The sequence below is a fragment of the Phocaeicola vulgatus ATCC 8482 genome (assembly GCF_000012825.1).
Classification (GTDB): Bacteria; Bacteroidota; Bacteroidia; order Bacteroidales; family Bacteroidaceae; genus Phocaeicola; species Phocaeicola vulgatus.
Map to the genome: position 1 here is coordinate 2,482,146 of NC_009614.1, position 26,334 is coordinate 2,508,479.

Here is a 26,334-nt window from a genome sequence, read left to right on the forward strand (position 1 = left end):
TGTTTTTTTCTTTATGGCTAAGCCTTTTTGAACGTTTGTATTCTATCTCCATAACCTTTGGAGTTAACTCCCAAGCTTATGGAGTTAACTCCAAAGGCTATGGAGATAACTCCAAAGGCTTGGGAGATAGAAATCTTCCTTTTTATTTCCCTTATCCATAAAGAAGAAAAGGCTTAGTAAACCAGATAAAAAAACTCCGCCATCGGCTTTCAGACCAGATGGCGGAGTTTTGATATATACGAAATATGGACGAAATTCGAATAGATTACAATGCAGCCAGCTCTATCACTTTATCAACAGCCGCATTCAGACCGTCGGGATTCTTACCGCCTGCCGTTGCGAAGTGGGGCTGACCGCCGCCGCCGCCTTGAATCAGTTTGGCTGCTTCACGGACCAGTTTACCTGCATTCTGTCCGGCTTTTACCAAGTCTTCGCTAATCATGACAGTCAGCATCGGTTTGTTGTTGTCCACACTACCTATTACAACGAACAGATTGGCAGGAATCTCACCTTTCAGCTGGAAGGCAATATCTTTCACTACGTCGGCAGACATCGGAATGATGGCTTTCACCACTTTCACACCATTTATTTCTTTGGCATTCTCTACCAGTCTGGCTTTCAGTGCGGCGCCCTTTTCTTTCATGAACTCTTCCACCTGCTTCTTCAATCCTGCATTTTCGTCAATATACTTGCGGATGGCGACTTTCAGATCGGGAGCATTGTTGAACAATGCCTTCAAGTCATTCAGCGTATCTTGGACCGTATCCATCAATTCCTCTACTTTGGCCCCCGTGATAGCTTCGATACGGCGCACACCGGCAGCAACAGAGCTTTCGCTGATAATACGGACCATACCGATCTTGCCTGTAGCCGGAACGTGGGTACCTCCACAGAATTCAATAGAGTTTCCGAATTGGACAACACGTACCTCATCACCGTATTTTTCACCGAACAAAGCAATAGCACCCAGTTCTTTTGCCTTTTCGATAGGAAGATTGCGGTATTCCGTCAAAGGGATGTTCTCACGGATTTTGGCATTTACCAAATGTTCCACTTCACGAAGTTGCTCGTCAGTCACCTTCTGGAAGTGAGAGAAGTCGAAACGTAATGACTCAGGGGTTACCAAAGAACCTTTTTGTTCTACGTGAGTTCCTAATACCTGGCGCAACGCTTCGTCCAGCAAGTGAGTACAAGAGTGGTTGGCGGCACAGGCGGCACGTTTTTCTGTATCTACACAAGCCATCATCGGAACGTCAAGGTGTTCGGGCAGTTTTTTGGTGATATGGATAGGAAGGTTGTTTTCCTTCTTGGTGTCAATGATTTCAATGGTTTCGAATTCGCTTACGATCACCCCTGTATCACCTACCTGACCACCACTTTCGGCATAGAAAGGAGTATCGCTCAGTACAATTTGATACAATGTCTGGTTTTTCTGCTTGATCTGGCGATAGCGCAGGATGCTGGTTTCATATTCGGTAAAGTCATAACCTACAAAGTGGGTGTCACCTTCCTTTATGGTGATCCAGTCGCCGGTTTCAACGGCTGCCGCGTTACGGGCGCGTTCTTTTTGTTTCTGCATTTCGGCGTTGAACTCTTCTTCGTTTACAGTCATGCCGTTTTCTCGGAGAATCAGTTCTGTCAGGTCGAGGGGGAAACCGAAAGTGTCATATAATGTAAAGGCATCCACACCGCTGATCTCTTTTTTCCCGGCAGCTTTGGCATCGTTCATAGTCTTGTCCAACAGACGGATACCTGTTTCCAGTGTGCGCAGGAAAGATTCTTCTTCTTCTTTGATCACTTTCTCGATCAGTGTTTTCTGTGCGTTCAACTCCGGATAGGCCTCGCCCATATTCTCAATCAATACAGGCAGCAGCTTGTACATGAATGCTTGTTTCTGTCCCAGGAAAGTATATCCGTAACGGACGGCACGGCGGAGGATACGGCGGATTACATAGCCGGCTTTTGCGTTGCTGGGCAATTGGCCGTCGGTGATTGAGAATGCGATGGTACGGATATGGTCGGCTATAACGCGCATGGCGATATCTTTCTGGTTGTCTTGACCATAGGTGGTTCCTGCCATTTCGGCAATGGCTTTCAGTATCGGTTGGAACACATCAGTGTCATAGTTGGATGTCTTGCCTTGCAGTGTGCGCACCAAACGTTCGAATCCCATACCGGTATCGATCACTTTGGCGGGAAGACCTTCCAGTGAACCGTCTGCTTTGCGGTTGAACTGCATGAATACAAGATTCCAGATCTCGATTACTTGCGGATGATCCTTATTTACCAGTTGGTTGCCGGGGATTTGAGCTTTTTCTTCTTCCGAACGTGAGTCGATATGGATTTCGGAACACGGGCCGCAGGGACCTGTATCACCCATTTCCCAGAAGTTGTCATGTTTGTTGCCATTGAGGATATGGTCTTTCGGCAGGAACTGTTCCCAGTAAGAGGCGGCTTCGTTGTCCCGTTCCAGTCCTTCTTCGGGACTTCCTTCGAATACGGTGGCATACAGATCTTTCGGATCTATCTTCAGTACATCTACCAGATATTCCCATGCCCAGCCGATAGCTTCTTTCTTGAAGTAATCTCCGAAAGACCAGTTGCCCAGCATTTCGAACATAGTATGGTGGTAGGTATCATGTCCCACTTCTTCCAGGTCATTGTGCTTGCCGCTTACACGCAAACATTTTTGTGAGTCCGCGACTCTTTTGTATTTGGCCGGGTGGTTGCCCAGAATAATGTCTTTGAACTGGTTCATACCTGCATTGGTGAACATCAATGTGGGGTCATCTTTAATGACCATCGGAGCCGATGGAACAATCTGGTGTCCTTTCGACTCGAAAAAGCTTTTGAAAGAATCTCTAATTTCTTTAGCTGTCATCATGTCGCTTATAATATATTGTCTTCTAGTTAATATTCTCAAAAAGGATTTGCAAAGATAATTGGTTTTATTATTTTTGTCGTCAAGAATTGTGCAAAATATTGATGTGTTGTGCATTAAAAACTTCAAAAAGCAGAATTAGATGCGTAAAGTCTACTATATTTATAATCCTAAGACCCGAACTTATGACCGCATTTACCCCACAGTGAGGCAGCGTGCCTTAAGCATCTTGCGCCGTTTGTTTGTGGGAATGGGCTTGGGGGCAGGCAGTTTCATTATCTTATTATTGATCTTTGGTTCTCCGTCCGAGAAGGAGCTCCGTATAGAGAATACCCGTTTGCTGGCCCAGTATAATGTGTTGTCCCATCGTCTGGATGAGGCTATGGGGGTGATGCAGGATATCCAACAGCGTGATGATAATTTGTATCGGGTGGTGTTGCAGGCCGATCCTGTATCGGATGCAGTCCGTAAGGCCGGTTATGGGGGGACAAACCGCTATGAACAGTTGCGGGATATGGCGAATGCCGATCTGGTTATCAATACCACTCAGAAGCTGGATATGTTGAACCGGCAGCTTTATATCCAGTCCAAGTCTTTTGACGAGGTGGTGGATTTGTGCAAGAATCATGACGAGATGCTGAAATGTATTCCGGCCATAATGCCGGTATCCAATAAGAATTTGAAGAAGACGGCTTCAGGTTACGGTGTACGTATAGATCCTATTTATAAAACAGCCAAGTTTCATGCGGGAATGGATTTCTCTGCCAATATAGGTACTCCTGTTTATGCTACGGGAGACGGAACGGTGGTAAAGGCGGGATGGGAAACCGGTTATGGAAATCTGATCCAGGTGGATCATGGTTTCGGGTACGTGACTTGGTATGCACATTTAAGCAAGTATAAGGTTCGCCCGGGGCAAAAGGTGGTACGTGGGGAAGTGATAGGGGAGGTAGGAAATACGGGCAAGAGTACCGGGCCGCACTTGCACTATGAAGTGCACGTGAAAGGAAAAGTGCAGAATCCTGTGAATTATTATTTCATGGATTTGAGTGCGGAAGATTATGACAAGATGATACAGATTGCAGCCAATCACGGTAAGGTATTTGACTAGCCGTGAATTTTTAATTCTTAATTTTAATTTACCATGGCCTATAATCCGAATAAAGAATTGAAACTTTACTATTCCATTGGGGAAGTGGCGAAGATGTTTGATGTAAATGAATCCTTGTTGCGTTATTGGGAAAAGGAATTTCCTATTATTTCGCCCAAGAAGGCGGGAGGGAATGTCCGTCAGTATCGTAAAGAGGATATTGAGAATATCCGGCTGGTCTATCATCTGGTGAAAGAGAAAGGGATGACTTTACAGGGGGCTAAGCAGAAACTGAAGATGAACAGGGAAACCACTATCCGTACTACGGAGATTTTGGACAGATTGAAACTGATACGTGAGGAATTGGTCAGTATGCGTAAAGAACTGGATTACCTGACTTAAGAATATTCACCACAGATTGCACGGATTAAAAACGAGTTGCAGATAATCGTTATGGACAAATCAGTGTAATCTGCGGTGAAACTGGTATTGGTTAATTCGGCTCGTCTTCGAACTTTTCGATACGGGTGACGGTTTTTATCTCATCTATTTTCCTTAGGTTGGTAGTGATGGATTTTACATCATCCACATCGTGCACAAATAGCTGTATTCTTCCTTCAAAGATACCATCGTTACTTTCAATATTCAACTTGTGGATATTTACATTCAATTGTTGTGAAATGATTTCTGTTACCTTGTTTAACAGACCGATGTGGTCAATACCTTTTATGTAGATATTTACAGGGAAGTACAAGGACTTTCCTGTTTCCCATTGGACAGCCAACAAGCGGTTGCCATAACTGCTTTTCAGTTTGGTAGCCAACGGACATTGGCGTTTGTGGATGATGATACGATTATTGTCGCCTATATATCCCAAAACGTCATCTCCCGGAATAGGTTTGCAGCATTCTGCTATCACATAGTTCTTTTGGATAGCTTCGGGAGTCAGTTTCAATATTTTCTTGCTGTCTATCTTTGGTAGGGGAACCTTCTCTTCTGTCGGTTTCTCCTTGTTTGTCTTGCTGCCTCCGAAAGCGAAAGAGATATACTTTTTCCAGTTACTGGAAACCGGTTTGTCTTTCAGTTCGTTTTTATCGTTTTCTCCTAGAATGATTGTTTTGAATCCGATGGCTGCAAACAATTCTTCCTGTGTCTTGAGGGTATGCAGATTACAGATCTTTCGTATGTTTTCGGGAGTGTACTCTACTCCCTCCCTGGAGAAGAATTCCCGTAACATTTCCTCACCGGCCTGCTGCATACCTCGCTGTTCGCGTTTCAGTATGGCCTGTATCTTAGCCTTGGCTTTTGCAGTGGTGGCAAAGTTTATCCACGAAGGCTGTACATGTTGTGATTTGGAAGTAAGAATCTCCACCTGGTCGCCGCTTTGCAGTTTGTGGCTCAAGGGCACCAGCTTGTGGTTGACTTTAGCTCCGATGCAATGGCTGCCCAAGAATGTATGGATGGAGAATGCAAAATCCAGTGCCGTACAGTTTTGCGGCATCGTTTTGATTTCACCTTTCGGAGTGAAGACAAATATTTCAGAAGCGAACAGGTTCAGTTTGATGGTATCCAGAAAGTCCATGGCATCCGGTTGCGGATCATCCAGAATTTCCTTGATGGTACGCAGCCATTTTTCCAGTTCGCCCTCGTCCTCACTGCCTCCGCCTTCTTTATATTTCCAGTGTGCGGCAAAGCCTTGTTCGGCTACATCATTCATCCGCTCGCTGCGTATCTGCACTTCTATCCATTGGCCTTTGTTGCTCATCAGAGTTACGTGAAGTGCCTGATAGCCGTTGGCTTTAGGATGGCTTACCCAGTCGCGCAAGCGGTCTGGGTGCGGTTTATAAATCTTGGATATGGATACGTATATGTTAAAGCACTCGTTGAGTTCTTCTTCCGGATTTTTGGGACAGAAGATGATACGGACAGCCAGGATATCATATATTTCTTCAAATGTGATATGCTTGGTCTGCATCTTGTTCCAGATGGAATAAGGGGATTTGACTCGTGCTATCAATTGATAGCTGATACCCATTTTGTCCAGTTGTGCGCGGATAGGTGCTGTAAATTCACGGAATACTTCTTCGCGTTCCGCTTGTGTTTCTTGTAGCTTGGATTCTATCTGTGCATATTCTTCCGGATGCTCATATTTGAAACTGAGATCTTCCAGTTCTGTCTTTATTTTGTTTAACCCCAAGCGGTTAGCCAGTGGCGCATAGATGTATAAGGTTTCTCCGGCAATTTTGTATTGTTTGTTGGGAAGCATGGAGCCAAGTGTACGCATATTATGCAGACGGTCGGCTATTTTGATGAGGATAACCCGGATGTCATCACTCATGGTCAGTAGCAATTTCTTGAAATTCTCGGCTTGTGCGGAAGCCCGGTCTCCGAATATGCCGCCGGATATTTTAGTCAGGCCATCTACAATCTGTGCGATTTTAGGACCAAACAGATTTTCAATGTCTTCCACAGTGTAGTCTGTATCTTCAACCACATCATGCAGTAAAGCCGAACAAATGGAAGTTGATCCCAGTCCTATTTCGGTACATACAATTTTAGCAACGGCTATGGGATGCATGATGTATGGTTCACCCGAGCGTCGTTTTACTCCTTTATGTGCTTGTTTGGCAAAATTGAATGCCTTTGTGATGATTTCTACTTTTTTGCGGTGCTTGGTCGCTAGATAACTGTCCAAAAGTTCCTGAAACCCTTGGTTTATCATTTCCTCATCCGCCTGTTCCTGAGTCTGCTTTTCATCCGTCATATCTTTGCCTCCTATAATCTATACTGCAAAAATATACAAAAAACATATTCAAGCAAGTATTTTCAGAAAATGTATAGTGTTAAATCTGTATTTTTTATCAATCATCTGATCCGCAAACTTCTTCCGGCTCTGATATTATTGCCCTTTATACCGTTTAGATTACGTAATTGGCTGATGGATACGTGGTATTTGGCAGCAATTCCTCCCAATGTGTCTCCTTGTTTGATTTTATGATAAAGAGTTCCCTTGGATGAGCGGTTTCTGCTACTGGTTGTTTCCTTGATGGCTACCGTTTTTCTTTTGGTCAGATATTCATTGGGCTTATAAGCGAACACGCTGTCTTGGCGGTCAATGAAAGTACTGACAAAGTTATTGGGCAGACGAAGTGCGCACAACTCGCTGTTACCGGGAATAATATCCTTTTTGTATTGGGGGTTCAGGCTGCGAAGCTGGTCTAGGTTGATGTTGCATACTTCTGCCACTTGTTGTAAGTGGAGGTCTTTGTTAATGTGAATGGTGTCTGTAGCGTTGGGAAGCTGTGTTTCCATGGGACAGATGCCATGTTCGCAATAATAGGTCATGATGTAGTTTGCCGCTATGAAAGCAGGAACGTACCCACGGGTTTCTTTGGGCAGATAGTTGTAGATTGTCCAATAATCCGTGGCTCCTCCGGCACGGCGTATGGCTTTGTTGATAGTGCCCGGCCCGCAGTTGTAAGCTGCCAATACCAGATTCCAGTCTTGATAGATGTCGTACAGGTCTTTCAGGTAACGTGCTGCCGCCCAAGTTGATTTGACCGGGTCCCGTCTTTCGTCTATCAGGCTATTGTTCTTCAGCCCGTATATTTTTCCTGTACCCAGCATAAACTGCCATAAGCCGGTAGCTCCCTGGCGGGAAACAGCGACAGGATTTAAGGCGGACTCTATAATCGGCAGATATTTCAGTTCTTGAGGAAGGTCGTATAAATCAAGTGCTTCTTCAAAGATAGGCATATAAAAATTGGTTGCCGCAAGCATAAAGGATACTTTATTGCGCAGACGGACGGCATACATATCAATGAATTTGCGTACTGCCTCATTGTAAGGCATTTCTATGATAGAGGGAATACGTGACAGACGATCCATATAGATGGAATCACTTACAACAGGGTTGGTAGAGGCCATTGTGCAGTTCTCTCCCAATGTGATGTGATTCTTAGATTGCCAGTCCCAGTAAAGACTGTCCATTTCTGACTGCATACTTTCAGGAACATCAATAATTTCTTCTTTTCCTGTAGTTTGCGAGTGAACGGTAATACTTTGGGTTTGTGCGCTTATTCCCGTTGTTCCTATAAATGTAAATAAACCAATTAAAAAGTTTTTCATGCGATTAAAATTTGAAGCTGCATTGCAGGCCTATTGTATTAGGTATCCTGCTCCGGCCGTCATTAAAAATAACAGGTTGTATTTGAAGACCTAAGTCTTTGGATATGTCAAAATCAGATAGTTCGGCATCCACGTATGCGTCTATGACAGACAGTATATATACACCGATAAAACAGAATATGCTTAAATCCCGATTTCGGCGATAGAAATCTTTTCGTTTTTTAAAGGTGTCCTCCATACCTTCCGCGCTCATGCCATGAGGCAGGAAGTCTTCGTAGCTTTTGGTATCAGGGTCATCGTCCATAATATCCAGATAGGCTTGAGAATAGTCCTTGTACATTCTGTTGTTCCAGGTCAGCGCATATGCACATCCCACAAACCCACCATATACTATCGGCAGTTTCCAATATTTACGGTTGTATATCTGTCCTCCGCCGGGAATTACCAACGCCAGCCAGATGGCACGGTTGGAGTTCGGGATAAACCGGGGTTTTGTTTCGGCAGCCATTGCTTTCTGTATGGAATCATTTTTACGGACTAAAGCGGCAGTATCAACAGGTGCTTCCATATTTTCTATCTTTTGCCGTTCTTCCAGCAGTTTCAGGCTGTCAATGACAAGTGAATCTTTGACTTGTATAATAGAATCTGTCTTTATACCCATACGGCGGTTGCGTGCCTTTTGGGCGTGAACATTCATGCTTCCAGCCATCATAAGGCATAAAAGCAGGAATGTAAACAGTTTATATGTGGATGTTCTTCTTTTCAATGTAGTAATAACGCTTTATTCTTTCTTTTTCAGTGAATCCAGTATTTCCATGATTCGTTCCAAGTCCTCTTCGTTATTGAACGGAATACTGATCTTGCCTTTTCCTTTGGCTGTACATGATAGCTGTACTTTCGAACCGAAGAATCCGCAGAGGTGGCTTTGCAGCAAAGTGTATTCCTCGGATAGTTTGGAGCCTTTCGGTTTGATCTTCTTCCCACCGCTGTCCACTGTCTCGCCACTGCTCAGTGCCTTGACAATTTCTTCCACTTTACGGACAGAATAGCCTTGTGACTGTATTTCATTAAAGATACGTATTTGGGTCTTAGGATCATCTAAGGACAATAAGGCACGGGCGTGTCCCATGTCTATTTCGCGGTTTTTCAATGCTACTTGAATCTGGGCCGGAAGTTTCAGCAGGCGCAGATAATTGGCGATAGTGGTACGTTTTTTCCCTACACGTTCGCTCAGCCGTTCCTGTGTCAATGCATATTGTTCCAATAAATGTTGATAAGCCAGTGCAATCTCCAATGAATTCAAATCTTCACGCTGAATATTTTCAATCAACGCCATTTCCATTACATTCTCGTCATCGGCTGTGCGGATGTATGCCGGAATAGATTTAAGTCCTGCCTGTATGGAGGCGCGGTAACGACGTTCTCCGGCTATGATCTGGTAAGAGTCTTCACTCAGTTGACGCAACGTAATGGGTTGGATGATACCAATTTCGGCAATAGAGTCGGCCAACTCCTGTAACGCCACCGGATCAAATTCACGACGCGGCTGGTTAGGGTTGACGGATATTTTGCTCAGTTCTATCTCGTTGATAGAAGATGAGCCGGCTGTCTTTACTTCTTCAGTCGAGATCAGTGCGTCAAGCCCGCGTCCTAAAGCAAATTTCTTCTGTACTGCCATTGTTTACTTACTGTTACGTGTTATAATTTCTTGTGCCAATGCCAAATGATTCTTGGCTCCGGTAGAGTCGGCATCATACAATATTGCAGGAATGCCGTGGCTGGGAGCTTCGCTCAGTTTGACGTTACGCTGTATAATTGTCTTGAATACCAATTCTTGAAAATGGCGTTTCACTTCATCATAAATCTGGTTGGCCAGACGCAGACGTGAATCGAACATTGTCAGCAGGAAGCCTTCTATTTCCAGTGAAGGATTCAGTTTCGATTTAATAATCTTAATGGTATTCAGCAATTTGCTGATGCCCTCTAATGCAAAATATTCGCATTGAACAGGGATAATCACTGAATCGGCTGCTGTCAGCGCATTGATTGTTATCAAGCCTAACGACGGGGAGCAGTCTATCAGGATATAGTCATATTCGTCCCGCATGGGGGCTAATACTTTTTTCATGATCTTCTCGCGGTCTTCCAGGTTCAGCATTTCTATTTCTGCGCCAACCAGGTCGATGTGTGAAGAAACAATGTCGAGTCCGTCAATGTCGGTGGTATAAATTGCTTCCCGTATATCGGCTTCGTTGATAATACATTCATAGATAGAGCATTCTACCTCTTTGATGTTCACACCCAATCCTGATGATGCGTTGGCCTGAGGGTCTGCATCAATAACCAGCACCTTTTTCTCCAGTGTTGCCAGAGAAGCTGCGAGGTTAATCGTTGTGGTAGTTTTACCTACGCCACCTTTTTGATTGGCTAAAGCAATAATTTTTCCCATATTAATCAGTTTTTCTCGCTGCGAAGTAACAAATAATAGGTGATTGCACCTATAAAAAACGGCAGACATTAGCAAAACTGTTGATAACTCATTGGTTTTGTTAATAACTCAACGGCGGCAAAGATAGAAATTTTCATTCAATTCTATTCTATTTTTAGCACTGGGTTGTAGAACATTAAGATAATTTTCTTTTCCGGTGAGGGGTAGTTCCGGCAAAGAGTTGTATCTTTACGCTCCGAGAAAAAGAGTGGAAAAATATGAAGAAAGAAAAACCGTTGATATTGCTGTCAAATGATGACGGCGTGGAAGCTAAGGGATTGAATGAATTGATACGCGGGTTGCGTGGAATGGGTGAGATAATCGTAATGGCACCGGACGGTCCTCGTTCGGGAGCTTCGGGGGCGATCACTTCCGAGCATCCTGTGAAGTATTACAAGGTACGTGAAGAGGAGGATTTGACTGTGTATAAATGTACGGGCACACCGGTAGATTGTGTGAAACTGGCATTGCATACGGTGGTTCCCCGTCGTCCCGATGTGGTGATAGGTGGAATAAACCACGGTGATAATTCTTCAGTGAATGTGCATTATTCCGGTACGATGGGGGTAGTGATTGAAGGGTGTCTGAAGGGGATCTCTTCTATCGGATATTCATTATGTAATCATTTTGCGGATGCTGATTTCTCTTCATCGCTGCCTTATATACGCCGTATTACTGAGCAGGTCCTGGAGCATGGCTTGCCTTTGGGGATTTGCTTGAATGTGAACTTTCCGGATACAGCTTCCTTGAAAGGGGTACGCATCTGCCGTCAGACGAATGGGGCTTGGATTAATGAATGGAAGCGTAGTCTGCATCCTCGGGGGGGAGAGTATTTCTGGCTGACCGGAGAGTTTGATAACTATGAACCGGAAGCGGAAGATTCGGATCACTGGGCATTAGGGCATGGGTATGTGGCGGTAACTCCGACCCAAATTGATGTGACTGCTTATGGGATGATGAATGAGTTGAAAAACTGGAATCTGGAAGTATGAAATACTATTTGATAGTAGGCGAGGCATCAGGCGATTTGCACGCATCTAATTTGATGCGTGCCTTGATACAGGAAGATCCGGAAGCAGAATTCCGTTTCTTTGGCGGGGACTTGATGACGGCTGTTGGTGGAACGCGGGTGAAACATTACAAAGAACTGGCTTATATGGGTTTTATCCCGGTGTTGTTGCATTTGCGTACTATCTTTCGGAATATGAAAGAATGTAAGCAGGACATTGTTCGTTGGACTCCTGATGTAGTGATTCTGGTGGATTATCCCGGCTTTAACCTGAAAATAGCCGAGTTTATAAAGAAGCAGACGAAAATACCTGTCTACTATTATATTTCTCCTAAAATATGGGCTTGGAAAGAGTATAGGATTAAAAATATCAAGCGGGATGTGGACGAACTGTTTTCCATCCTGCCTTTTGAGGTTGAGTTTTTTGCCGGACATCAGTACCCTGTTCATTATGTGGGTAATCCTTGTGTAGATGCAGTGGATGCTTATTGTAAGGAACATCCGGATGGATTTCCGGAATTTGTGGCGGATAATGGCTTGTCCGAAAAGCCTGTTATCGCATTGTTGGCGGGCAGCCGGAAACAGGAAATCAAAGACAACCTGCCGATGATGCTGGAGGCTGCTGCTCCGTTTACCAAAGATTATCAATTGGTGCTGGCAGGGGCTCCGGGGATGGACCCTGCCTATTATTCGGATTATATAAATCCGAATGTACCGGTTAAAATCATTTTCGGACAGACCTACAGGTTGTTGCAGCACGCGCAGGCGGCATTGGTGACTTCGGGTACTGCAACTTTGGAAACAGCTCTTTTCCGTGTTCCTCAAGTGGTGTGTTACTATACTCCGGTAGGGAAATTTATCGCTTTTCTTCGCCGGCATATTCTAAAAGTGAAATATATTTCGTTGGTTAATCTGGTAGCCGACAAGGAAGTGGTTCGTGAACTGGTGGCGGATACGATGACGGTGGATAACGTGCGTTCAGAGTTAGAATCTCTTTTATATAATAAGGTATACAGAAATAAGGTGTTGGAAGAGTATGATCGTATTATTCAGATTTTAGGTCCGGCAGGAGCTTCGGGGACAGCAGCCCGTGAAATGGTAGCTTTGTTGAAGAAATAAACTTTTCACGATCTCTTTTTGTTCTTTCGGGTAAACAACTTAAACCTTGGAAGTATATGAAATATTTTTTTCAATCTATGTTAGGGGCGATGCTTCTTTTGAGCGGAGTATTCGCCTTTTCATCTTGTGGTAATGATGAAAGTGATCCGGACAGTACGGTGACTATAGCTATGGCTACCGTAGAAAAACAACCTCAGTATGATGCTCCTTATTTGGTGTTGGACAACGGAGAGAAGTTGTGGGTGGTGCAGCATATTGTTCCTTACCGGGATTTGAAGGCAGGAGAACGGATTTTTGGAAATTATTCTTTTTTGGAAGCCGGTGAAAGTGGATTTGCTTATAATATCCGTTTGAATGACTATACCTTAGTACCTGTTCAGAAAATTATCGGATTGAACCCCGATAATATGGACAGTATTGGAAATATGAAAGTACAGATCAAGGATATGTGGCCTTCTGATGACTATCTGAATGTACGTTTTATGTTGAATTTTCCCAGTCCGCAGAAACCTATTCTTAATCTGGTTGTGAATGAGATGATTCCTTGGACAAAGGACGGATATGCGCATTTGGAACTCCGCTATAATAACAACGGAAGTCAGGGCAGATTGGTACCTGGTATGGTTTCTTTTAAATTAGATGATTATTCACCGGAAAACAGTGAATTGAAAGGAATAAAGGTATTGGTTAATCCTGTGGACGGGGAAGAAAAAACATATATTTTCTCTTATCCGCTCACTGGCGAGGATGTACCGGGCTTTAATCCTTTGGATTTGGCGGAGTTAAAATAAAGAAACTACATACAGATAGACTACTGCTGCCGGGATTGCGAGAATCGCGCTGTCAAAACGGTCGAGCATTCCACCGTGTCCCGGTAAAATATTGCCCGAATCTTTGATGCCTAGACGGCGTTTTAATAAAGATTCCGTTAAATCTCCCCAGGTTCCGAATACTACCACTGTCAATGCTAGTCCGATCCATACTCCGGTAGACATGAAAGGGAAGAAGTGAGATAGCAGGAAAGAAGCTATGATACAGAAAATGCCGCCGCCAATAGAGCCTTCCCATGACTTCTTAGGAGAGATGCGTTCAAATAGTTTATGTTTGCCAAATAGCATGCCTGTACAGTAAGCACCTGTATCATTCACCCAGTTGAATATAAAAATAGATAGTGGGAGAATAGCGTTGTATTGTGAAAGGCTGGCTGTTTCGTCCGAATGGAAAGCCAATACATTCAGCAAAGCGAATGGCAAGGCAATATACATCTGGCTTAACATGGCATAAGCCCAATTATTCAGCGGGTTTTCTTTTTTCAAATAAAGTTCGCTGACCATCAGATAAATAAATAAAGCTAAATAAGGAATAAATATACCTGTTTGTGAAGGATCTATTCCAAAATAGAAAAAGCACAGGAAAAGAAAAATTCCGCTGAGAATACATATACGTTTATTTACTTGTATTCCTTCTACATGATTGACCAAATTACAGAATTCATTGATTGCCAATGCGCTGATAATGGCAAATAGGATGCCGAATGAGACAGCCCCTCCCACGATGCAGCCTATCAGTACTGCAACAAAAATAATTCCGGTTATGGCACGTTGTAAGAAATTGCTTTTCACGGTCGTTAGTCTTAAGTGATTCAAAAATCAAAGTAGAAGATCTGTTTTTTTATCATTCTGAGTGACTATGAAGAATCCGGATATATCTGGATTATTACGGACTCTTTGTATCATTCAGAATGACAATGCTTATATAGTTGACAGATCTTTCTACGATGTTATGCTTCTTTTTTTTCTTTTTCCTTTTCCTCAGAATCTGAAGAATTCTTCTCTTCAAAATCTTCGGTTACTTCTACTGGTTTTGCTGTAGCTTCTAAAGCCATAATTTCTTCTGAACGTGAAGTCCAGGGGCGTTTGCCAAAAATGCGTTCCACATCTTCGGCGAAAATTACTTCTTTTTCAACCAACAGACGGGCCAGCTCGTTGTGACCATCTTTATGTTCGGATAATATTGCTTTTGCCCGATCATATTGTTCGTTGATCATTCTTTTCACTTCTTCGTCAATCAGTTCGGCTGTACGTTCACTGTAAGGCTTGCTGAAAGAGTATTCATCGTTGCTGTAATAACATAAGTTGGGTAACTTTTCACTCATTCCGGCATAAGCAATCATTCCATATGATTGTTTTGTCACACGTTCCAAATCGTTCATGGCACCGGTTGAAATATGTCCGGTGAACAGTTCTTCGGCTGCACGTCCCCCTAAAGTGGCACACATTTCATCCAGCATCTGCTCTTTGGTTGTGATCTGCCGTTCTTCGGGCAAATACCATGCGGCTCCCAATGCACGTCCACGGGGAACAATGGTTACCTTAATCAAAGGATTGGCATGTTCCAAAAACCAAGACAGCGTAGCGTGACCGGCTTCGTGTAAGGCAATAGTACGCTTTTCTTCGGCAGTCATGATTTTGGTTTTCTTTTCCAAACCACCGATAATACGGTCTACAGCATCTAGAAAATCTTGTTTCCCAACCGCATTCTTACCATGGCGGGCGGCGATCAGTGCTGCTTCATTACATACATTGGCAATATCTGCCCCACTGAATCCCGGAGTTTGACGGGCGAGCAAATCCAGATCAACACTTTCGTCCAGTTTTAAAGGCTTCAAATGTACTCCGAATACTTCTTTACGTTCGTTTAAGTCGGGTAAGTCAACATGAATCTGGCGGTCAAAACGACCGGCACGCAATAATGCCTTATCCAATATATCCGCGCGGTTGGTAGCGGCCAAAATGATCACACCGCTATTTGAACCAAAACCGTCCATTTCTGTCAATAATTGGTTTAATGTATTTTCGCGTTCATCATTTCCACCCATGCTTGGATTTTTGCCACGGGCACGTCCTACTGCGTCAATTTCATCAATGAAAATAATGCAAGGAGCTTTCTCTTTCGCCTGGCGGAACAAGTCACGTACACGGGATGCACCTACTCCGACAAACATTTCCACAAAGTCGGAACCTGAAAGCGAAAAGAAAGGTACATCCGCCTCACCGGCAACAGCTTTTGCCAGCAAAGTCTTACCGGTTCCCGGAGGGCCTACCAGTAAAGCGCCTTTAGGTATCTTACCTCCCAGCTCCGTGTATTTCTGAGGTTGTCTCAGAAACTCTACAATTTCCTCCACTTCTTGTTTAGCTTCCGCTTGTCCGGCTACATCTTTAAAAGTAATCCGGTTAGTTTTGTCTCCTTTTTCGTATACCTGAGCTTTGCTTTTACCTACGTTGAACGGATTGGCGCCTCCGGCCCCTGCTCCGCCGCTCATGCGGCGCATGGCAAACATCCAGATACCGATCAACAGTAAAAACGGAGCGATATTCCAAAATAATGCACCGAAGTAGTCGCGTTTCTTTTCATAACTGATAGATCCGGTAAAATGACCTTCTTCCTGTGCCTTTTCCATGAATTTATCCAATGACTCCATGGAACCTATTTCTACGTTCAAGGCTGGATTACGACCTACTTTTTTATAGTCATTTTTAAATACATCTTTAACAAATTCCGGTTTAATGTACATTTCTACCGTATTGTCATCGTATGCAATTATTTTATTGGCATATCCCTTGTTTATCATATCTTTAAACTCGGTATATGTTATTTGTTTGTCAATTCCTCCTTCTTGATTGGAAAAGTAGAGGATGGCAAAACTCATGGCAATGATAACATACAGCCAACTCAAATTGAAGCGTGGCATGTTTATCTTTGGTTTATTATTGGTATTTTCACTCATTTTGATTCTGTATTGGATTAGTCTAGATCAGGAATTTGGGTTAGTTTGGCATCTGCCCATAAATGTTCCAGATTATAAAAATTTCTTGTTTCCGGCAAAAAGACATGTACCAGTACATCACTGTAGTCCATTGCAACCCATTCTGCGTTTCTCAGTCCGTCTATTCCCGTAGGTTTGTCATTTATTTCTTTATGTACATATTCCTTGACTGAGTCAACGATAGCTGTAACTTGACTTGGGGAATTACCTTGACAGATTACGAAATAGCTGCAAATGGTATCATTAATGGCGGTGAGGTCCGCTATTACAATGTTTTTACCTTTCTTTTCTTGAATGCCTTCTGTTATTTTTTTTACTAAAGTCTCTGCTTCGTTCATTATAATGTTATTAACAACTGATTATTCTAATATATGTATTTACAACAATGCACAAAGATACTTGGTTTTCTCATTCTAGCGAAAAAATGTGCATTAAATATATTCGGTTTTTGTTTTTTTTAGTTAGAGAATCTTTTTATTGTTATGTTAAGTCTAGAATGATGATACACGGTCAAGAAGGATAAGGAAGGCCGGAAAAGAAGGCAAATGGAGAAAAAAAGAATCTTGATTAGAAAAAAAAGCTTCAAAAATTTGTGGATTAAATAAAAAGCCGTATCTTTGCAGCGTCAAAATCAAAACGGGTGTTTTGATAGGAAAATTGGGATATGGTGTAATGGTAACACAACAGATTCTGGTCCTGTTTTTCCAGGTTCGAATCCTGGTATCCCAACAGACAAATCACTTGTCAAAGACAAAGATCTTCTAAAATTATAATTTTAGAAGATCTTTTTTTATTTTGTGTTGGTTATCTTAAGAATTAGTAGTGTTATATGAAAAAAAGAGTCTAACGCAAATGCGTTAGACTCTTTTTTTCATATAACTGTTTTTATTCGTTTTTCATTGATTGGTCGATCACCTCAATTTTTTTCAAGATCAATTCTAGGTCTGCTTTGAGTTTTTCCACTTTACGATTCATTTCCGTAACCAAACTGCTACCTTTTTTGGAAGAACTGGTCAAGAAGCCCAAGTTGTTCTCGTATGTTTGAATTTCATTCTTCATGTTTTCGTAAGCACGAACCAGTTTTTCGCGTTCACGATAAAGGTTGCCTTCCTTGCTGATGGTTGATTTAAAATTGCTTAATTTTTTCTGTGATGCGGAAAGATTCAGCTTGTCAAACAACTTGTCGATGACACCATGATATTGCTTGTACAGTTTATCTTTTTCTTTAAACGGTACATGACCGATGCCGTTCCATTCTTTCATTAATTCTCGAATGGCGTTTCCCGCATCCTCTTCCGGTGTTTCCTGTGCGTCAATTGCATTTAATTTTTCAATGATCGCCTTTTTCTGAACCATGTTTTCCTGTTCAACCGAGCGTTGTGAAGAAGTCGCCTTGTTCTTTTGCTCGAAGAAATAATCACATGCGGCAATGAATCGTTTCCATACGGCATCCGAATACTTTTTAGGTACAGGACCGATTGTTTTCCATTCCTTTTGTAATTTGCTTAGAATATCAGCAGTTGCTTTCCAGTCTGTGCTTTCTTTTAGTGCTTCTGCTTTTTCACATAATGCTTTCTTCTTTTCCAGATTGCCTGCCATACTTTCCTTGATGGATTTGAAGAACTCGGCTTTGCGTTTGAAAAACTCATCACAAGCGGCACGGAAACGTTCGAATATCTTCACGTTCATTTTTTGAGGTGCGTAACCAATTGTTTTCCATTTAGCTTGCAAAGCAATGATTTCCTGAGTTTTGTTTTCCCAGTCTTGGAAAGTAGTGAACGTATCGTATTCCATCGCTTCCACAATTTCACAGATTACGGTCTTTTCATCCAAATTACGTTGCTCTTTTTCTTTTAAGGCTTCGAAATGTTGCTGGTGACGACGGTTTACGGCTGTAGAGGCAGTTTTGAACCGGGTCCATATATCTTCGCGCAATTCTTTTGCAACAGGACCCGTATTCCGGAATTCCTGATGTAACTTTTGTAATTGGTGGAAAGCGGAAATCACATCTTCTTCATCAGCCAATTTCTCTGCGGCTTCACAGAGATGAGTTTTTATTTCAAGATTCTTTTTAAAATCATACTCACGGAATTCATTGTTCAGCTTTATCAAGTCATAGAACTTTTCTGCATAGTGCTGATAATTTTTCCATAGTTCATTTACCTTGGCAGCCGGCACCTGTTTTATATCGTTCCATTCCTGTTGCAGTTTCTTGAATTCATTGTATGCTTTGTTGGCATCTTCGGGAGATTCGGCAAGTTCTTTCAAGCGGTCGATAATGGCGAGCTTTTTCACCAGGTTATCTTCTTTTTCTTTATCTTGTTCTGCTTGTATGGCGCTTCTTTTCTCTTTGATAGAGCTCATGATATCTTTGAAACGGCTTTCAGCATCGTCCGGTTGGGGAATAAATGCCTCAGGAGCACCTCCGCCATCAATAAATGCCTTACGGGCGGCTTCTTGCTCAGCCTTGTGCAGCTTGTAGAAGTTCTGTTTCAATAAATCCAACTCTTGTTTGTCTGCATTGCAGGCGTCTTCGTTGATTTCTTTTAAACGTTCGATGACCTCTTCTTTCGTTTGTTTAGGTACATACGTAGCGTTATTTTCTTCTGCAGTAGCGGAAGATGATACCAAAGTTTCAGATGTCTGTTCCACTGGAACTTCGGTTAAAGGGCGGATAGTTTCATTCGAGTCCATCGTATAGATTTTTAAAGTAAGCGTTTTTGTTATAACAACAATTTACAAATTAAAAGAAATAAATTAGAACTTCATACTGTTTTTCCCGATTTTTTTAGGAAAATCCTTAAAAGTGGAGAAAATAGGAGAATCAAGGGGGATAAATGCACTGCAGATTACATAGATTCATACAGATTCTCTTTTATTGTGATTCTTTGCCGGTTTCTGTGTGAATCTGTTTTTCTCTGAATTTCAATCTATGTAATCTGTAGTGAAATGTGTCAGGATAGTAATACGGTGATGCCCATATAAAGCATCATACCTATAATGTCATTGGTGATGGATATGAACGGACCTGTAGCGATGGCCGGATCTATTTTTAGTTTTTCCAGTGTCATAGGAACCAGGGTCCCAAAGATGGAAGCGAACATGACTACTGCAAACAGGCTGAATGAAACCGAATAAGTCACGGTGGCACTTGCCCCGAAACGGATGAAATTATAGATATATACCAGCATAGAAATAATAGTAGCATTGATTACGGCCACTACAGATTCCTTTACTATTTGTTTCCAGGTGTTTTGGGCATCCAGCGAGCTGTTTGCCAGTCCTTGTACGATAAGTGCCGAGGACTGTGTTCCCACATTCCCCCCTGTTCCGCCGATAAGGGGGATGTAGAGGGCCATTTCGGGATGTGCGGCAAAAGTGCTGTCAAAGTTGCCCAGAATCATGGAGTTTCCTATTCCGCCTATCATGCCGATGAGCAGCCAGGGCAGACGGGCTGTAGTCTGGCGGAATACATTATCGTCTGTTTCCACGTCTTGTGACAAACCTGATGCCAGCTGGTAGTCGCGCTCAGCCTGTTCACGTACTTCGTCCATCACATCGTCTACCGTAATCCGTCCTACCAGGCGTCCGATACTGTCCACTACCGGAACGGCGACCAGGTCATATTTTTCAATGATTTGTACCACTTCGTCTATAGGGGTATCTACATGGACGGATATCGGTTCTTTCCTCATCACGTGCTTCACTTTGGATACGGAAGGGCTGGTGATCATTTTCTTCAACGGGAACACACCGCGCAGCCGCTGGTCATCGTCTACTACATATACATAATAGATTTCGTCCATATCTTCCGCCTGGATGCGCATTTCCTTCAGACATTCGGGCATACTCCAGTTTTCGTTTACGATTACCATTTCGGTACCCATCAATCCACCGGCAGTGTCTTCGTCATATTTCAACAAATCGACAATATCTCCGGCTTGTTCTATGTCTTCAATGTGTGAGAGGACTTCTTCTTGTTTGTCCTCGTCCATTTCACGGATAATGTCCACGGCATCATCCGAATCCATGTAGTCAACGAACCGTTTGGCGATTGTTTCAGAGGGAAGGATTTCCAGGAATTCCTTACGGGCGTCTTCGTCCATTTCGATAAGGACATCGGCGGCAGTCTCATTGTCCAGTAACAGGTATATGAACCGTGCTTCTTCCGCATCCAGTTCATTGCACAGCTCTGCTATGTCGGCAGGATGCAGTCCGGCAAGCAAGTCCTTCAGTTGCTCTGAGTCTTTTTGCTCGATCAGCTGCTCTACTTTTTCTAATTCCTCTTTATTCATCCTATTCTTCCGTTAATATAATAAATAGGTGTTATTCTTTCTTGTTTGTTCCTTTCCGGGCGATATCATTGCTATAGACAATATCCGTCTTGTTTTTCAGCGCCGCTTCCACCTGGTTGGTCAGTTCGATAAACTCTTGTACAGACAACTGTTCCGGGCGTTTGTTGAAAATGGGGTCTGCGCTCAATGGGTTCTCTTTGTCTAAAATGGAAGAAATAGAGTTTCTCAAAGTTTTACGCCGTTGGTTGAATGTTGTTTTTACAATGAGCTTGAACAATTTTTCATTGCATCCCAGTTCCGTCGTTTCATTGCGTGTCATACGGATGACCGCACTTTTCACCTTGGGAGGCGGATTGAATACATGTTCGTGTACGGTGAACAGGTATTCTACTTTGTACCAGGCTTGTATCAGGATACTGAGAATGCCGTATGTCTTGCTTCCGGGACCGGCGGCAATGCGTTCGGCCACTTCTTTTTGGATCATTCCGGTACAACAGGGTATCAGGTCTTTGTAATCCAGCATTTTAAAGAATATCTGGCTGGATATATTATAAGGATAGTTGCCGGTCAGGACAAAAGGTTTTCCGTCAAATAATTTTTCGAGGTTCAGTTTCAAGAAGTCGTCTTCAATGATATTATCTTCCAGGGCAGGGAAGTTCTCACGGAGATAGGCTACAGATTCATAGTCCAGTTCCACCACTTTTACCGGACGGTTTTTCTGCATAATAAACTGGGTTAGTACCCCCATCCCCGGTCCTACTTCCAGAATTGGCAAGTCAGGGCACACGTCTACCGTATCGGCTATATCTTTTGCAATACTGAGATCTTTCAAGAAGTGTTGTCCTAGAAATTTTTTTGGCTTTACTAATCCCATTCCGTTATTTTTCTATCGTTAATAAATAGGTTTATTTCGCTAAGATAGTATCTTTGCATCGTGCAAAGGTAAACATTCTAAATTAATATACACAGATTTTGGAACGAACTCGATTAAAAAAGATTATAAATAAAGGTTTGCAGATTGCATTTCCGTTATTTTTGGGGGCAGCGATACTGATATGGATGTATCACGGATTCAATTTTTCCCGGGTGTGGGAGGTCTTGGATGGAGGAATGAACTATGGGTGGATGTTAGTGTCATTAGTGTTTGGTGTGTTTAGCCATATTTTTCGTGGCTGGCGGTGGAAGCTTACGCTGGCTCCGTTGGGCGAGCATCCCAAAACATCCGATTGTGTGTATGCCATCTTTGTGTCTTATGCCGCCAACTTGGTTGTTCCCCGTGTAGGTGAGATTTCCCGTTGCGGGGTGTTGGCTAAATATGATGGTACATCTTTTTCCAAATCGCTGGGTACGGTGGTTACGGAACGGCTGATTGATACGCTGTGTGTGTCGTTGATTACAGGGGTAACTCTTATAATGCAGGCAAGGGTATTCGATACTTTTTTTAAAGAAACCGGCACGGATACCACGGTTTTGGCACAGGTATTTACTTCGGGGCATTTCTATATCACTATCGTCTGTGTGCTGGCCGTATTGGTGCTGGCTTTTTTTCTGATCAGGAATGTGACGGTCTTTGCTAAGGTGAAAGGCATTCTCCATAATGTATGGGTCGGTGTACTGTCTTTGCGTCATGTAAAGCGGATGCCTCTGTTCATTCTTTATACCGTCGGTATCTGGACTTGCTATTTCCTGCAATTCTATGTTTCTTTCTTTTGTTTCGATTTTTCCGATAATTTGGGAGTGATGGCGGGACTGGTCATGTTTGCTGTAGGTAGCATTGCGGTAGTAGTTCCGACTCCTAATGGGGCGGGTCCGTGGCATTTTGCTGTCATAACGATGATGATGCTCTATGGAGTGGGAAAAGAAGATGCGGGAATTTTTGCCTTATTAGTGCATGGAATACAAACTTTTTTATTAATTTTGTTGGGTATATATGGATTAGCGGCTTTGCCGTTCACAAATAAAACTAAGAAGTTATGAGTACAATTCTCTCTCTCGCTCCGCAGAATGTGTGGAAGCATTTCTATTCATTGACTCAGGTTCCCCGCCCTTCGGGTTACTTGAAGAAAGTGCAAGAGTTCTTGCTGAACTTTGGAAAAAGTGTAGGCGTAGAGTCATTCCAGGACGAAGCCGGTAATATCATTTACCGTAAGCCTGCCACTCCGGGGATGGAAAACCGTAAGAAGGTGATTCTTCAGGCTCACATGGACATGGTTCCTCAGAAGAATAACGATACAGTGCATGATTTTGAAAATGATCCTATCGAGACTTACATTGACGGAGATTGGGTGAAAGCTAAAGGCACGACTTTGGGAGCCGATGATGGCATGGGTGTTGCCGCTATCATGGCTATCATGGAAGACAAGACGCTGAAACATGGTCCGTTGGAAGCACTGATTACTGCCGACGAAGAAACCGGTATGTTCGGTGCGTTCGGTTTGAAGCCGGGAACGGTAGACGGTGATATTCTGTTGAATCTGGATTCGGAAGAAGAAGGAGAATTGTATATCGGTTGTGCAGGCGGTGAAGACCTGACAGCAGTGTTGGAATATAAAGAAGTGGAAACAGATCCGGCTGACATTGCTTTGAAAGTTACCTTGAAAGGGCTGCGCGGTGGTCATTCAGGATTGGAAATAAATGAAGGACGTGCCAATGCCAACAAGCTGATGGCTCGTTTCATGAACCAGGTGATAACTTACGATGAGGCTTGCCTGGTGTCCTGGCAAGGTGGCAATATGCGTAATGCCATTCCTCGTGAATGTGAAGTGGTCATTACGGTTCCGGCTGAAGAAGAAGCGGACGTACTGGAATTTGTGCAGGAGTGCGAAGCATTGTGGAATGAAGAATATCATGTACACGAAACACCGATCAGCTTCAAGGCAGAACGGGTGGAATTGCCTGCGATGATGGTTCCCGATGAAATTAAAGATAATCTGGTGGATGCCATTTATGCTTGTCAGAATGGAGTGATGCGTATGATTCCTACTATCCCCGATACCGTGGAAACCTCTTCCAATCTGGCTATCGTTTCTATAGGTGGTGGCAAGGCGGAGATAAAAATCCTGGCCCGCAGTTCACGCGATTCAATGAAGGATTATCTGAATACTGCATTGGAAAGCTGTTTCTCTATGGCAGGTATGGAAGTAACCCGTTCAGGTGGTTATTCAGGCTGGGAACCCAATGTGGATTCTCCTATTCTGAAAGCCATGAAGGAGTCTTATAAGGCACAATTCGGTACGGAACCTGCTGTGAAAGTGATTCATGCCGGCTTGGAATGCGGTATCATCGGTGCGGTGGTTCCGGGATTGGATATGATTTCTTTCGGTCCTACCTTGCGTTCTCCTCACTCACCGGATGAACGCTGCTTTATTCCTTCTGTAGGCAAGTTCTATGATTTCGTAGTAGCTACGTTGGAAAATACGCCGGTAAAAGAATAGTCTTTAATATCTTATAAAGATTTCGGGCGCGGATGATAGGGATTTCGTCCGCGCCTTTCTATTAATACTCCACTTTGTCACTTTTCTCTGTCCATTGTTGGAATGCCTTTATCGCCTCTTCCGCCAAAAGAACTTCGGAAGGCAGCTTGCGTGCCGAAGGTTTCAGGCTTAACTCATCATAGATAAAAGAGTCGTCAAACCCTATATTCTTGGCATCCGTCTTGTTGTTTGCATAATACATTTTATCCAGCCGTGCCCAGTAAATGGCTCCCAGACACATGGGACACGGTTCACACGAAGTATAAATTTCACATCCGCTCAAGTTGAATGTTCCCAGTTTGCTTGCCGCCGCACGGATGGCGCTGACTTCCGCATGGGCGGTAGGGTCGCATTGTGAGGTGACACGATTGGCTCCGGTCGCAATGATTTCACCATCTTTGGCAATTACGGCTCCAAAGGGTCCGCCGCCGTTTGCCACATTCTCTATAGAAAGCTCAATGGCTTTCCGCATTAATTCTTCTTTCTTCATAGTGGTTCTATTTCTTTAGTACAGAGCAAATATACGATATTTCCGGCTATATATGCGGGAGAGGGCTTATTTTATTCGGAAACTGCCGCTTCATGTGTACACTTGTCGGTTTCTGCTACCATTGAGGTGATTATCAGTGCCTCCGGGGACATTGCCCTGTTTTTTGTTTCAGAAGCTTCAGCCTCTCCGCAAAAGCCCGTCAATAGGGCAAAGTGGCTGAAGGATTGCCTTTGGAAATTCCTTCAGCCCGATTATGGAAGCTTCAGTTTTTGGTTGTTCGGGATGTGTTTGTGGAAGTTCATTTTCTCTGGTGCTTTTATGCCTGTTGGAAATGATGTTACTATTAGGAAGAGTTTGCTGTGACTGCCGTAATAGCTTTATTGCTTCACCTTAGTGAAGCAGCCGTTTTATACAGGTGACAATGGATCTTCACCAAAGTGGAATGGCGTGTTCACCTAAGTGATGGACAGAAAATACAAACTTATCCTGATGAAAAAGAATATGTTTCCGGTTGTGTCAGTTTGCTCATTTAGGGGTGCGATACGGTGACAAGTGCCTGGATATAGGACTTTTGAAGCATTGGGGAACCAATCTGTGCGGAGTATGCATACCCCAAGAGGGTGCGGCTGAAGGATTTTTCTTCGGGCTGAAGCATTTTCAGGTGTAATCCTTCAGCCGGAATGCCCACTGGCAAAGGGTTTGCGGAGAGGCTGAAGCTTTTGAAGGAATTTTCCTGTCCTTTTTCTTTGTATCACGAATTTGCTGAATACTCCTGGTTTTCCGTAATGCGCTGGTTTGGGCTAATACTTTGCACCCTTTCGGGTATATTATGCAAAAGAAGCTAATAAATTATACCCATTAGGGTGTAATTATCGCTGGTTTTGCTATATTGGTACCCTAAAGGGTGTAATTATGAATAATTCATTGTCATTGTTTGTTAAGGAAATGCGCAAGCGGTTCGGACTTACGCAAGTAGATTTGGCAGCTAAGGCGGGAGTGGGGCTTCGCTTTGTGCGCGAGTTGGAACAAGGAAAGCAAACTTTGCGAATAGACAAGGTAAACCAGGTGCTTGCCCTCTTCGGGTATGAAGTGGGAGCAGTGCCTGCAGGAAAGGAGCATAGCGTATGAGAAGGGGAAAAATATACCTGAATGATATATATCTACGCGGGGACGCTGACGGAAGACGAAAATGGTTTTACCTTTATCTATGATGCCGGATTCTTGCGTTATCCGGCTGGCACCTGAAGAACTTTTCATTGTATGACACGGGGATGGGCTATAGTCTGACGCCTGCATACCATTTGCTGTCCACGGTTATTGTCATGCCCGAGGATACGGAGGAGCTCGCCGGGGGGCAGTGGCAAGGTAATAGAGAACATCGCTTGGAAATTCCGACGTTCCATCATTAAATGGATGGAACTGATAGATGTTTCCTTCCTGCCCGAAGACATGAAGAAACCCTATAAAAGACTGGTGCTGCAACGTTTGCTTTGGCTGCGCTGAAAGATCTTTCCTTTTCTGTTTTAGTTATTTTA

The 26,334-nt window shown here is 43.3% G+C and carries 21 protein-coding genes and 1 tRNA gene; 9 read left to right on the plus strand and 13 right to left on the minus strand.

The window, feature by feature from the left end:
• Positions 1-265: 265 nt before the first annotated feature.
• Complete coding sequence (alaS, locus tag BVU_RS09665; protein ID WP_005845795.1) at positions 266-2,884, minus strand: alanine--tRNA ligase; 2,619 nt, start codon at positions 2,882-2,884, stop codon at positions 266-268.
• 139 nt (positions 2,885-3,023) lie between these two features.
• Between alaS and BVU_RS09670 the strand changes: the two genes are divergently transcribed.
• Complete coding sequence (locus tag BVU_RS09670) at positions 3,024-3,992, plus strand: M23 family metallopeptidase (protein ID WP_005845796.1); 969 nt, start codon at positions 3,024-3,026, stop codon at positions 3,990-3,992.
• Positions 3,993-4,025: 33 nt separating this feature from the next.
• Positions 4,026-4,373, plus strand: coding sequence for a MerR family transcriptional regulator (locus BVU_RS09675; protein WP_005845797.1), 348 nt, complete (start codon positions 4,026-4,028; stop codon positions 4,371-4,373).
• Between the two features lie 91 nt (positions 4,374-4,464).
• On the opposite strand, the gene BVU_RS09680 is transcribed toward BVU_RS09675, so the two are convergent.
• From BVU_RS09680 to BVU_RS09700, 5 genes are all read right to left on the minus strand, one after another.
• Positions 4,465-6,735 carry a RelA/SpoT family protein gene (locus tag BVU_RS09680; RefSeq protein ID WP_011965376.1) on the minus strand — a complete coding sequence of 757 codons (2,271 nt, stop codon included), beginning with the start codon at positions 6,733-6,735 and terminating at the stop codon, positions 4,465-4,467.
• 101 nt (positions 6,736-6,836) lie between these two features.
• Positions 6,837-8,099: a lytic transglycosylase domain-containing protein gene (locus BVU_RS09685; protein ID WP_005845800.1), complete on the minus strand. Its 1,263-nt coding sequence runs from the start codon at positions 8,097-8,099 to the stop codon at positions 6,837-6,839.
• 4 nt (positions 8,100-8,103) lie between these two features.
• Positions 8,104-8,865, minus strand: a complete 762-nt coding sequence (locus BVU_RS09690) for a DUF5683 domain-containing protein (protein WP_224205276.1) — start codon at positions 8,863-8,865, stop codon at positions 8,104-8,106.
• A gap of 15 nt (positions 8,866-8,880) precedes the next feature.
• Positions 8,881-9,777, minus strand: a complete 897-nt coding sequence (locus tag BVU_RS09695; RefSeq protein WP_005845804.1) for a ParB/RepB/Spo0J family partition protein — start codon at positions 9,775-9,777, stop codon at positions 8,881-8,883.
• A gap of 3 nt (positions 9,778-9,780) precedes the next feature.
• Positions 9,781-10,548 (minus strand): ParA family protein, encoded by a 768-nt coding sequence (locus tag BVU_RS09700; RefSeq protein ID WP_005845807.1) that lies wholly within the window; start codon positions 10,546-10,548, stop codon positions 9,781-9,783.
• 257 nt (positions 10,549-10,805) lie between these two features.
• Here BVU_RS09700 and surE point away from each other — a divergent pair, with 257 nt between their 5' ends.
• From surE to BVU_RS09715, 3 genes are read left to right on the plus strand one after another with little or no spacing between them, the layout of a single operon-like run.
• Positions 10,806-11,579: a 5'/3'-nucleotidase SurE gene (surE, locus tag BVU_RS09705; protein WP_005845809.1), complete on the plus strand. Its 774-nt coding sequence runs from the start codon at positions 10,806-10,808 to the stop codon at positions 11,577-11,579.
• Positions 11,576-12,715 carry a lipid-A-disaccharide synthase gene (gene lpxB, locus BVU_RS09710; protein ID WP_011965378.1) on the plus strand — a complete coding sequence of 380 codons (1,140 nt, stop codon included), beginning with the start codon at positions 11,576-11,578 and terminating at the stop codon, positions 12,713-12,715. Before surE ends, lpxB begins: the two co-directional genes overlap by 4 nt.
• Before the next feature lie 56 nt (positions 12,716-12,771).
• Entirely contained in the window at positions 12,772-13,506 is a 735-nt protein-coding gene (locus BVU_RS09715) for a NigD-like protein (protein ID WP_011965379.1), read from the plus strand.
• On the opposite strand, the gene BVU_RS09720 is transcribed toward BVU_RS09715, so the two are convergent.
• The 3 genes from BVU_RS09720 to rsfS all read right to left on the minus strand — a co-directional run bounded on the left by BVU_RS09720 (position 13,498) and on the right by rsfS (position 16,879).
• Positions 13,498-14,337: a phosphatidate cytidylyltransferase gene (locus tag BVU_RS09720; protein WP_005845815.1), complete on the minus strand. Its 840-nt coding sequence runs from the start codon at positions 14,335-14,337 to the stop codon at positions 13,498-13,500. The two genes, BVU_RS09715 and BVU_RS09720, sit on opposite strands and share 9 nt — an antisense overlap.
• Positions 14,338-14,495: 158 nt before the next feature.
• Positions 14,496-16,502 carry an ATP-dependent zinc metalloprotease FtsH gene (gene ftsH / locus BVU_RS09725; RefSeq protein ID WP_011965380.1) on the minus strand — a complete coding sequence of 669 codons (2,007 nt, stop codon included), beginning with the start codon at positions 16,500-16,502 and terminating at the stop codon, positions 14,496-14,498.
• Between the two features lie 17 nt (positions 16,503-16,519).
• Positions 16,520-16,879, minus strand: coding sequence for a ribosome silencing factor (gene rsfS, locus BVU_RS09730; protein ID WP_005845819.1), 360 nt, complete (start codon positions 16,877-16,879; stop codon positions 16,520-16,522).
• A gap of 320 nt (positions 16,880-17,199) precedes the next feature.
• On the opposite strand from rsfS, the gene BVU_RS09735 reads away from it, so the two are divergent.
• Positions 17,200-17,270 (plus strand) — tRNA-Gln (locus BVU_RS09735).
• 156 nt (positions 17,271-17,426) lie between these two features.
• Here BVU_RS09735 and BVU_RS09740 read toward each other — a convergent pair.
• The 3 genes from BVU_RS09740 to rsmA all read right to left on the minus strand — a co-directional run bounded on the left by BVU_RS09740 (position 17,427) and on the right by rsmA (position 21,710).
• Positions 17,427-19,235 carry a DUF349 domain-containing protein gene (locus BVU_RS09740; RefSeq protein ID WP_005845821.1) on the minus strand — a complete coding sequence of 603 codons (1,809 nt, stop codon included), beginning with the start codon at positions 19,233-19,235 and terminating at the stop codon, positions 17,427-17,429.
• 260 nt (positions 19,236-19,495) lie between these two features.
• Positions 19,496-20,836: a magnesium transporter gene (mgtE, locus tag BVU_RS09745; RefSeq protein WP_011965381.1), complete on the minus strand. Its 1,341-nt coding sequence runs from the start codon at positions 20,834-20,836 to the stop codon at positions 19,496-19,498.
• Positions 20,837-20,867: 31 nt separating this feature from the next.
• A complete protein-coding gene (rsmA, locus tag BVU_RS09750; RefSeq protein ID WP_005849048.1) occupies positions 20,868-21,710 on the minus strand; it encodes a 16S rRNA (adenine(1518)-N(6)/adenine(1519)-N(6))-dimethyltransferase RsmA in 843 nt (280 codons plus the stop codon).
• 98 nt (positions 21,711-21,808) lie between these two features.
• Here rsmA and BVU_RS09755 point away from each other — a divergent pair, with 98 nt between their 5' ends.
• Positions 21,809-22,813 (plus strand): lysylphosphatidylglycerol synthase transmembrane domain-containing protein, encoded by a 1,005-nt coding sequence (locus BVU_RS09755; RefSeq protein ID WP_005849046.1) that lies wholly within the window; start codon positions 21,809-21,811, stop codon positions 22,811-22,813.
• Positions 22,810-24,270 (plus strand): aminoacyl-histidine dipeptidase, encoded by a 1,461-nt coding sequence (locus BVU_RS09760; protein WP_005845829.1) that lies wholly within the window; start codon positions 22,810-22,812, stop codon positions 24,268-24,270. Before BVU_RS09755 ends, BVU_RS09760 begins: the two co-directional genes overlap by 4 nt.
• Before the next feature lie 61 nt (positions 24,271-24,331).
• Here the strand turns inward: BVU_RS09760 and BVU_RS09765 are convergent, their stop codons facing one another.
• Positions 24,332-24,799 (minus strand): nucleoside deaminase, encoded by a 468-nt coding sequence (locus BVU_RS09765; protein ID WP_005845831.1) that lies wholly within the window; start codon positions 24,797-24,799, stop codon positions 24,332-24,334.
• Positions 24,800-25,711: 912 nt separating this feature from the next.
• Between BVU_RS09765 and BVU_RS09775 the strand changes: the two genes are divergently transcribed.
• Complete coding sequence (locus tag BVU_RS09775; protein ID WP_005845833.1) at positions 25,712-25,927, plus strand: helix-turn-helix transcriptional regulator; 216 nt, start codon at positions 25,712-25,714, stop codon at positions 25,925-25,927.
• Positions 25,928-26,334 lie beyond the last annotated feature (407 nt).

Coding starts and splice junctions, on each gene's coding strand:
- ftsH (WP_011965380.1), bottom strand. CDS start 16,502: ATGAGTGAAAATACCAATAATAAACCAAAGATAAACATGCCACGCTTC.
- BVU_RS09685 (WP_005845800.1), bottom strand. CDS start 8,099: ATGAAAAACTTTTTAATTGGTTTATTTACATTTATAGGAACAACGGGA.
- lpxB (WP_011965378.1), top strand. CDS start 11,576: ATGAAATACTATTTGATAGTAGGCGAGGCATCAGGCGATTTGCACGCA.
- BVU_RS09675 (WP_005845797.1), top strand. CDS start 4,026: ATGGCCTATAATCCGAATAAAGAATTGAAACTTTACTATTCCATTGGG.
- BVU_RS09765 (WP_005845831.1), bottom strand. CDS start 24,799: ATGAAGAAAGAAGAATTAATGCGGAAAGCCATTGAGCTTTCTATAGAG.
- BVU_RS09670 (WP_005845796.1), top strand. CDS start 3,024: ATGCGTAAAGTCTACTATATTTATAATCCTAAGACCCGAACTTATGAC.
- BVU_RS09715 (WP_011965379.1), top strand. CDS start 12,772: ATGAAATATTTTTTTCAATCTATGTTAGGGGCGATGCTTCTTTTGAGC.
- BVU_RS09695 (WP_005845804.1), bottom strand. CDS start 9,777: ATGGCAGTACAGAAGAAATTTGCTTTAGGACGCGGGCTTGACGCACTG.
- BVU_RS09775 (WP_005845833.1), top strand. CDS start 25,712: ATGAATAATTCATTGTCATTGTTTGTTAAGGAAATGCGCAAGCGGTTC.
- BVU_RS09680 (WP_011965376.1), bottom strand. CDS start 6,735: ATGACGGATGAAAAGCAGACTCAGGAACAGGCGGATGAGGAAATGATA.
- mgtE (WP_011965381.1), bottom strand. CDS start 20,836: ATGAATAAAGAGGAATTAGAAAAAGTAGAGCAGCTGATCGAGCAAAAA.
- BVU_RS09700 (WP_005845807.1), bottom strand. CDS start 10,548: ATGGGAAAAATTATTGCTTTAGCCAATCAAAAAGGTGGCGTAGGTAAA.
- rsmA (WP_005849048.1), bottom strand. CDS start 21,710: ATGGGATTAGTAAAGCCAAAAAAATTTCTAGGACAACACTTCTTGAAA.
- BVU_RS09740 (WP_005845821.1), bottom strand. CDS start 19,235: ATGGACTCGAATGAAACTATCCGCCCTTTAACCGAAGTTCCAGTGGAA.
- BVU_RS09760 (WP_005845829.1), top strand. CDS start 22,810: ATGAGTACAATTCTCTCTCTCGCTCCGCAGAATGTGTGGAAGCATTTC.
- surE (WP_005845809.1), top strand. CDS start 10,806: ATGAAGAAAGAAAAACCGTTGATATTGCTGTCAAATGATGACGGCGTG.
- alaS (WP_005845795.1), bottom strand. CDS start 2,884: ATGATGACAGCTAAAGAAATTAGAGATTCTTTCAAAAGCTTTTTCGAG.
- rsfS (WP_005845819.1), bottom strand. CDS start 16,879: ATGAACGAAGCAGAGACTTTAGTAAAAAAAATAACAGAAGGCATTCAA.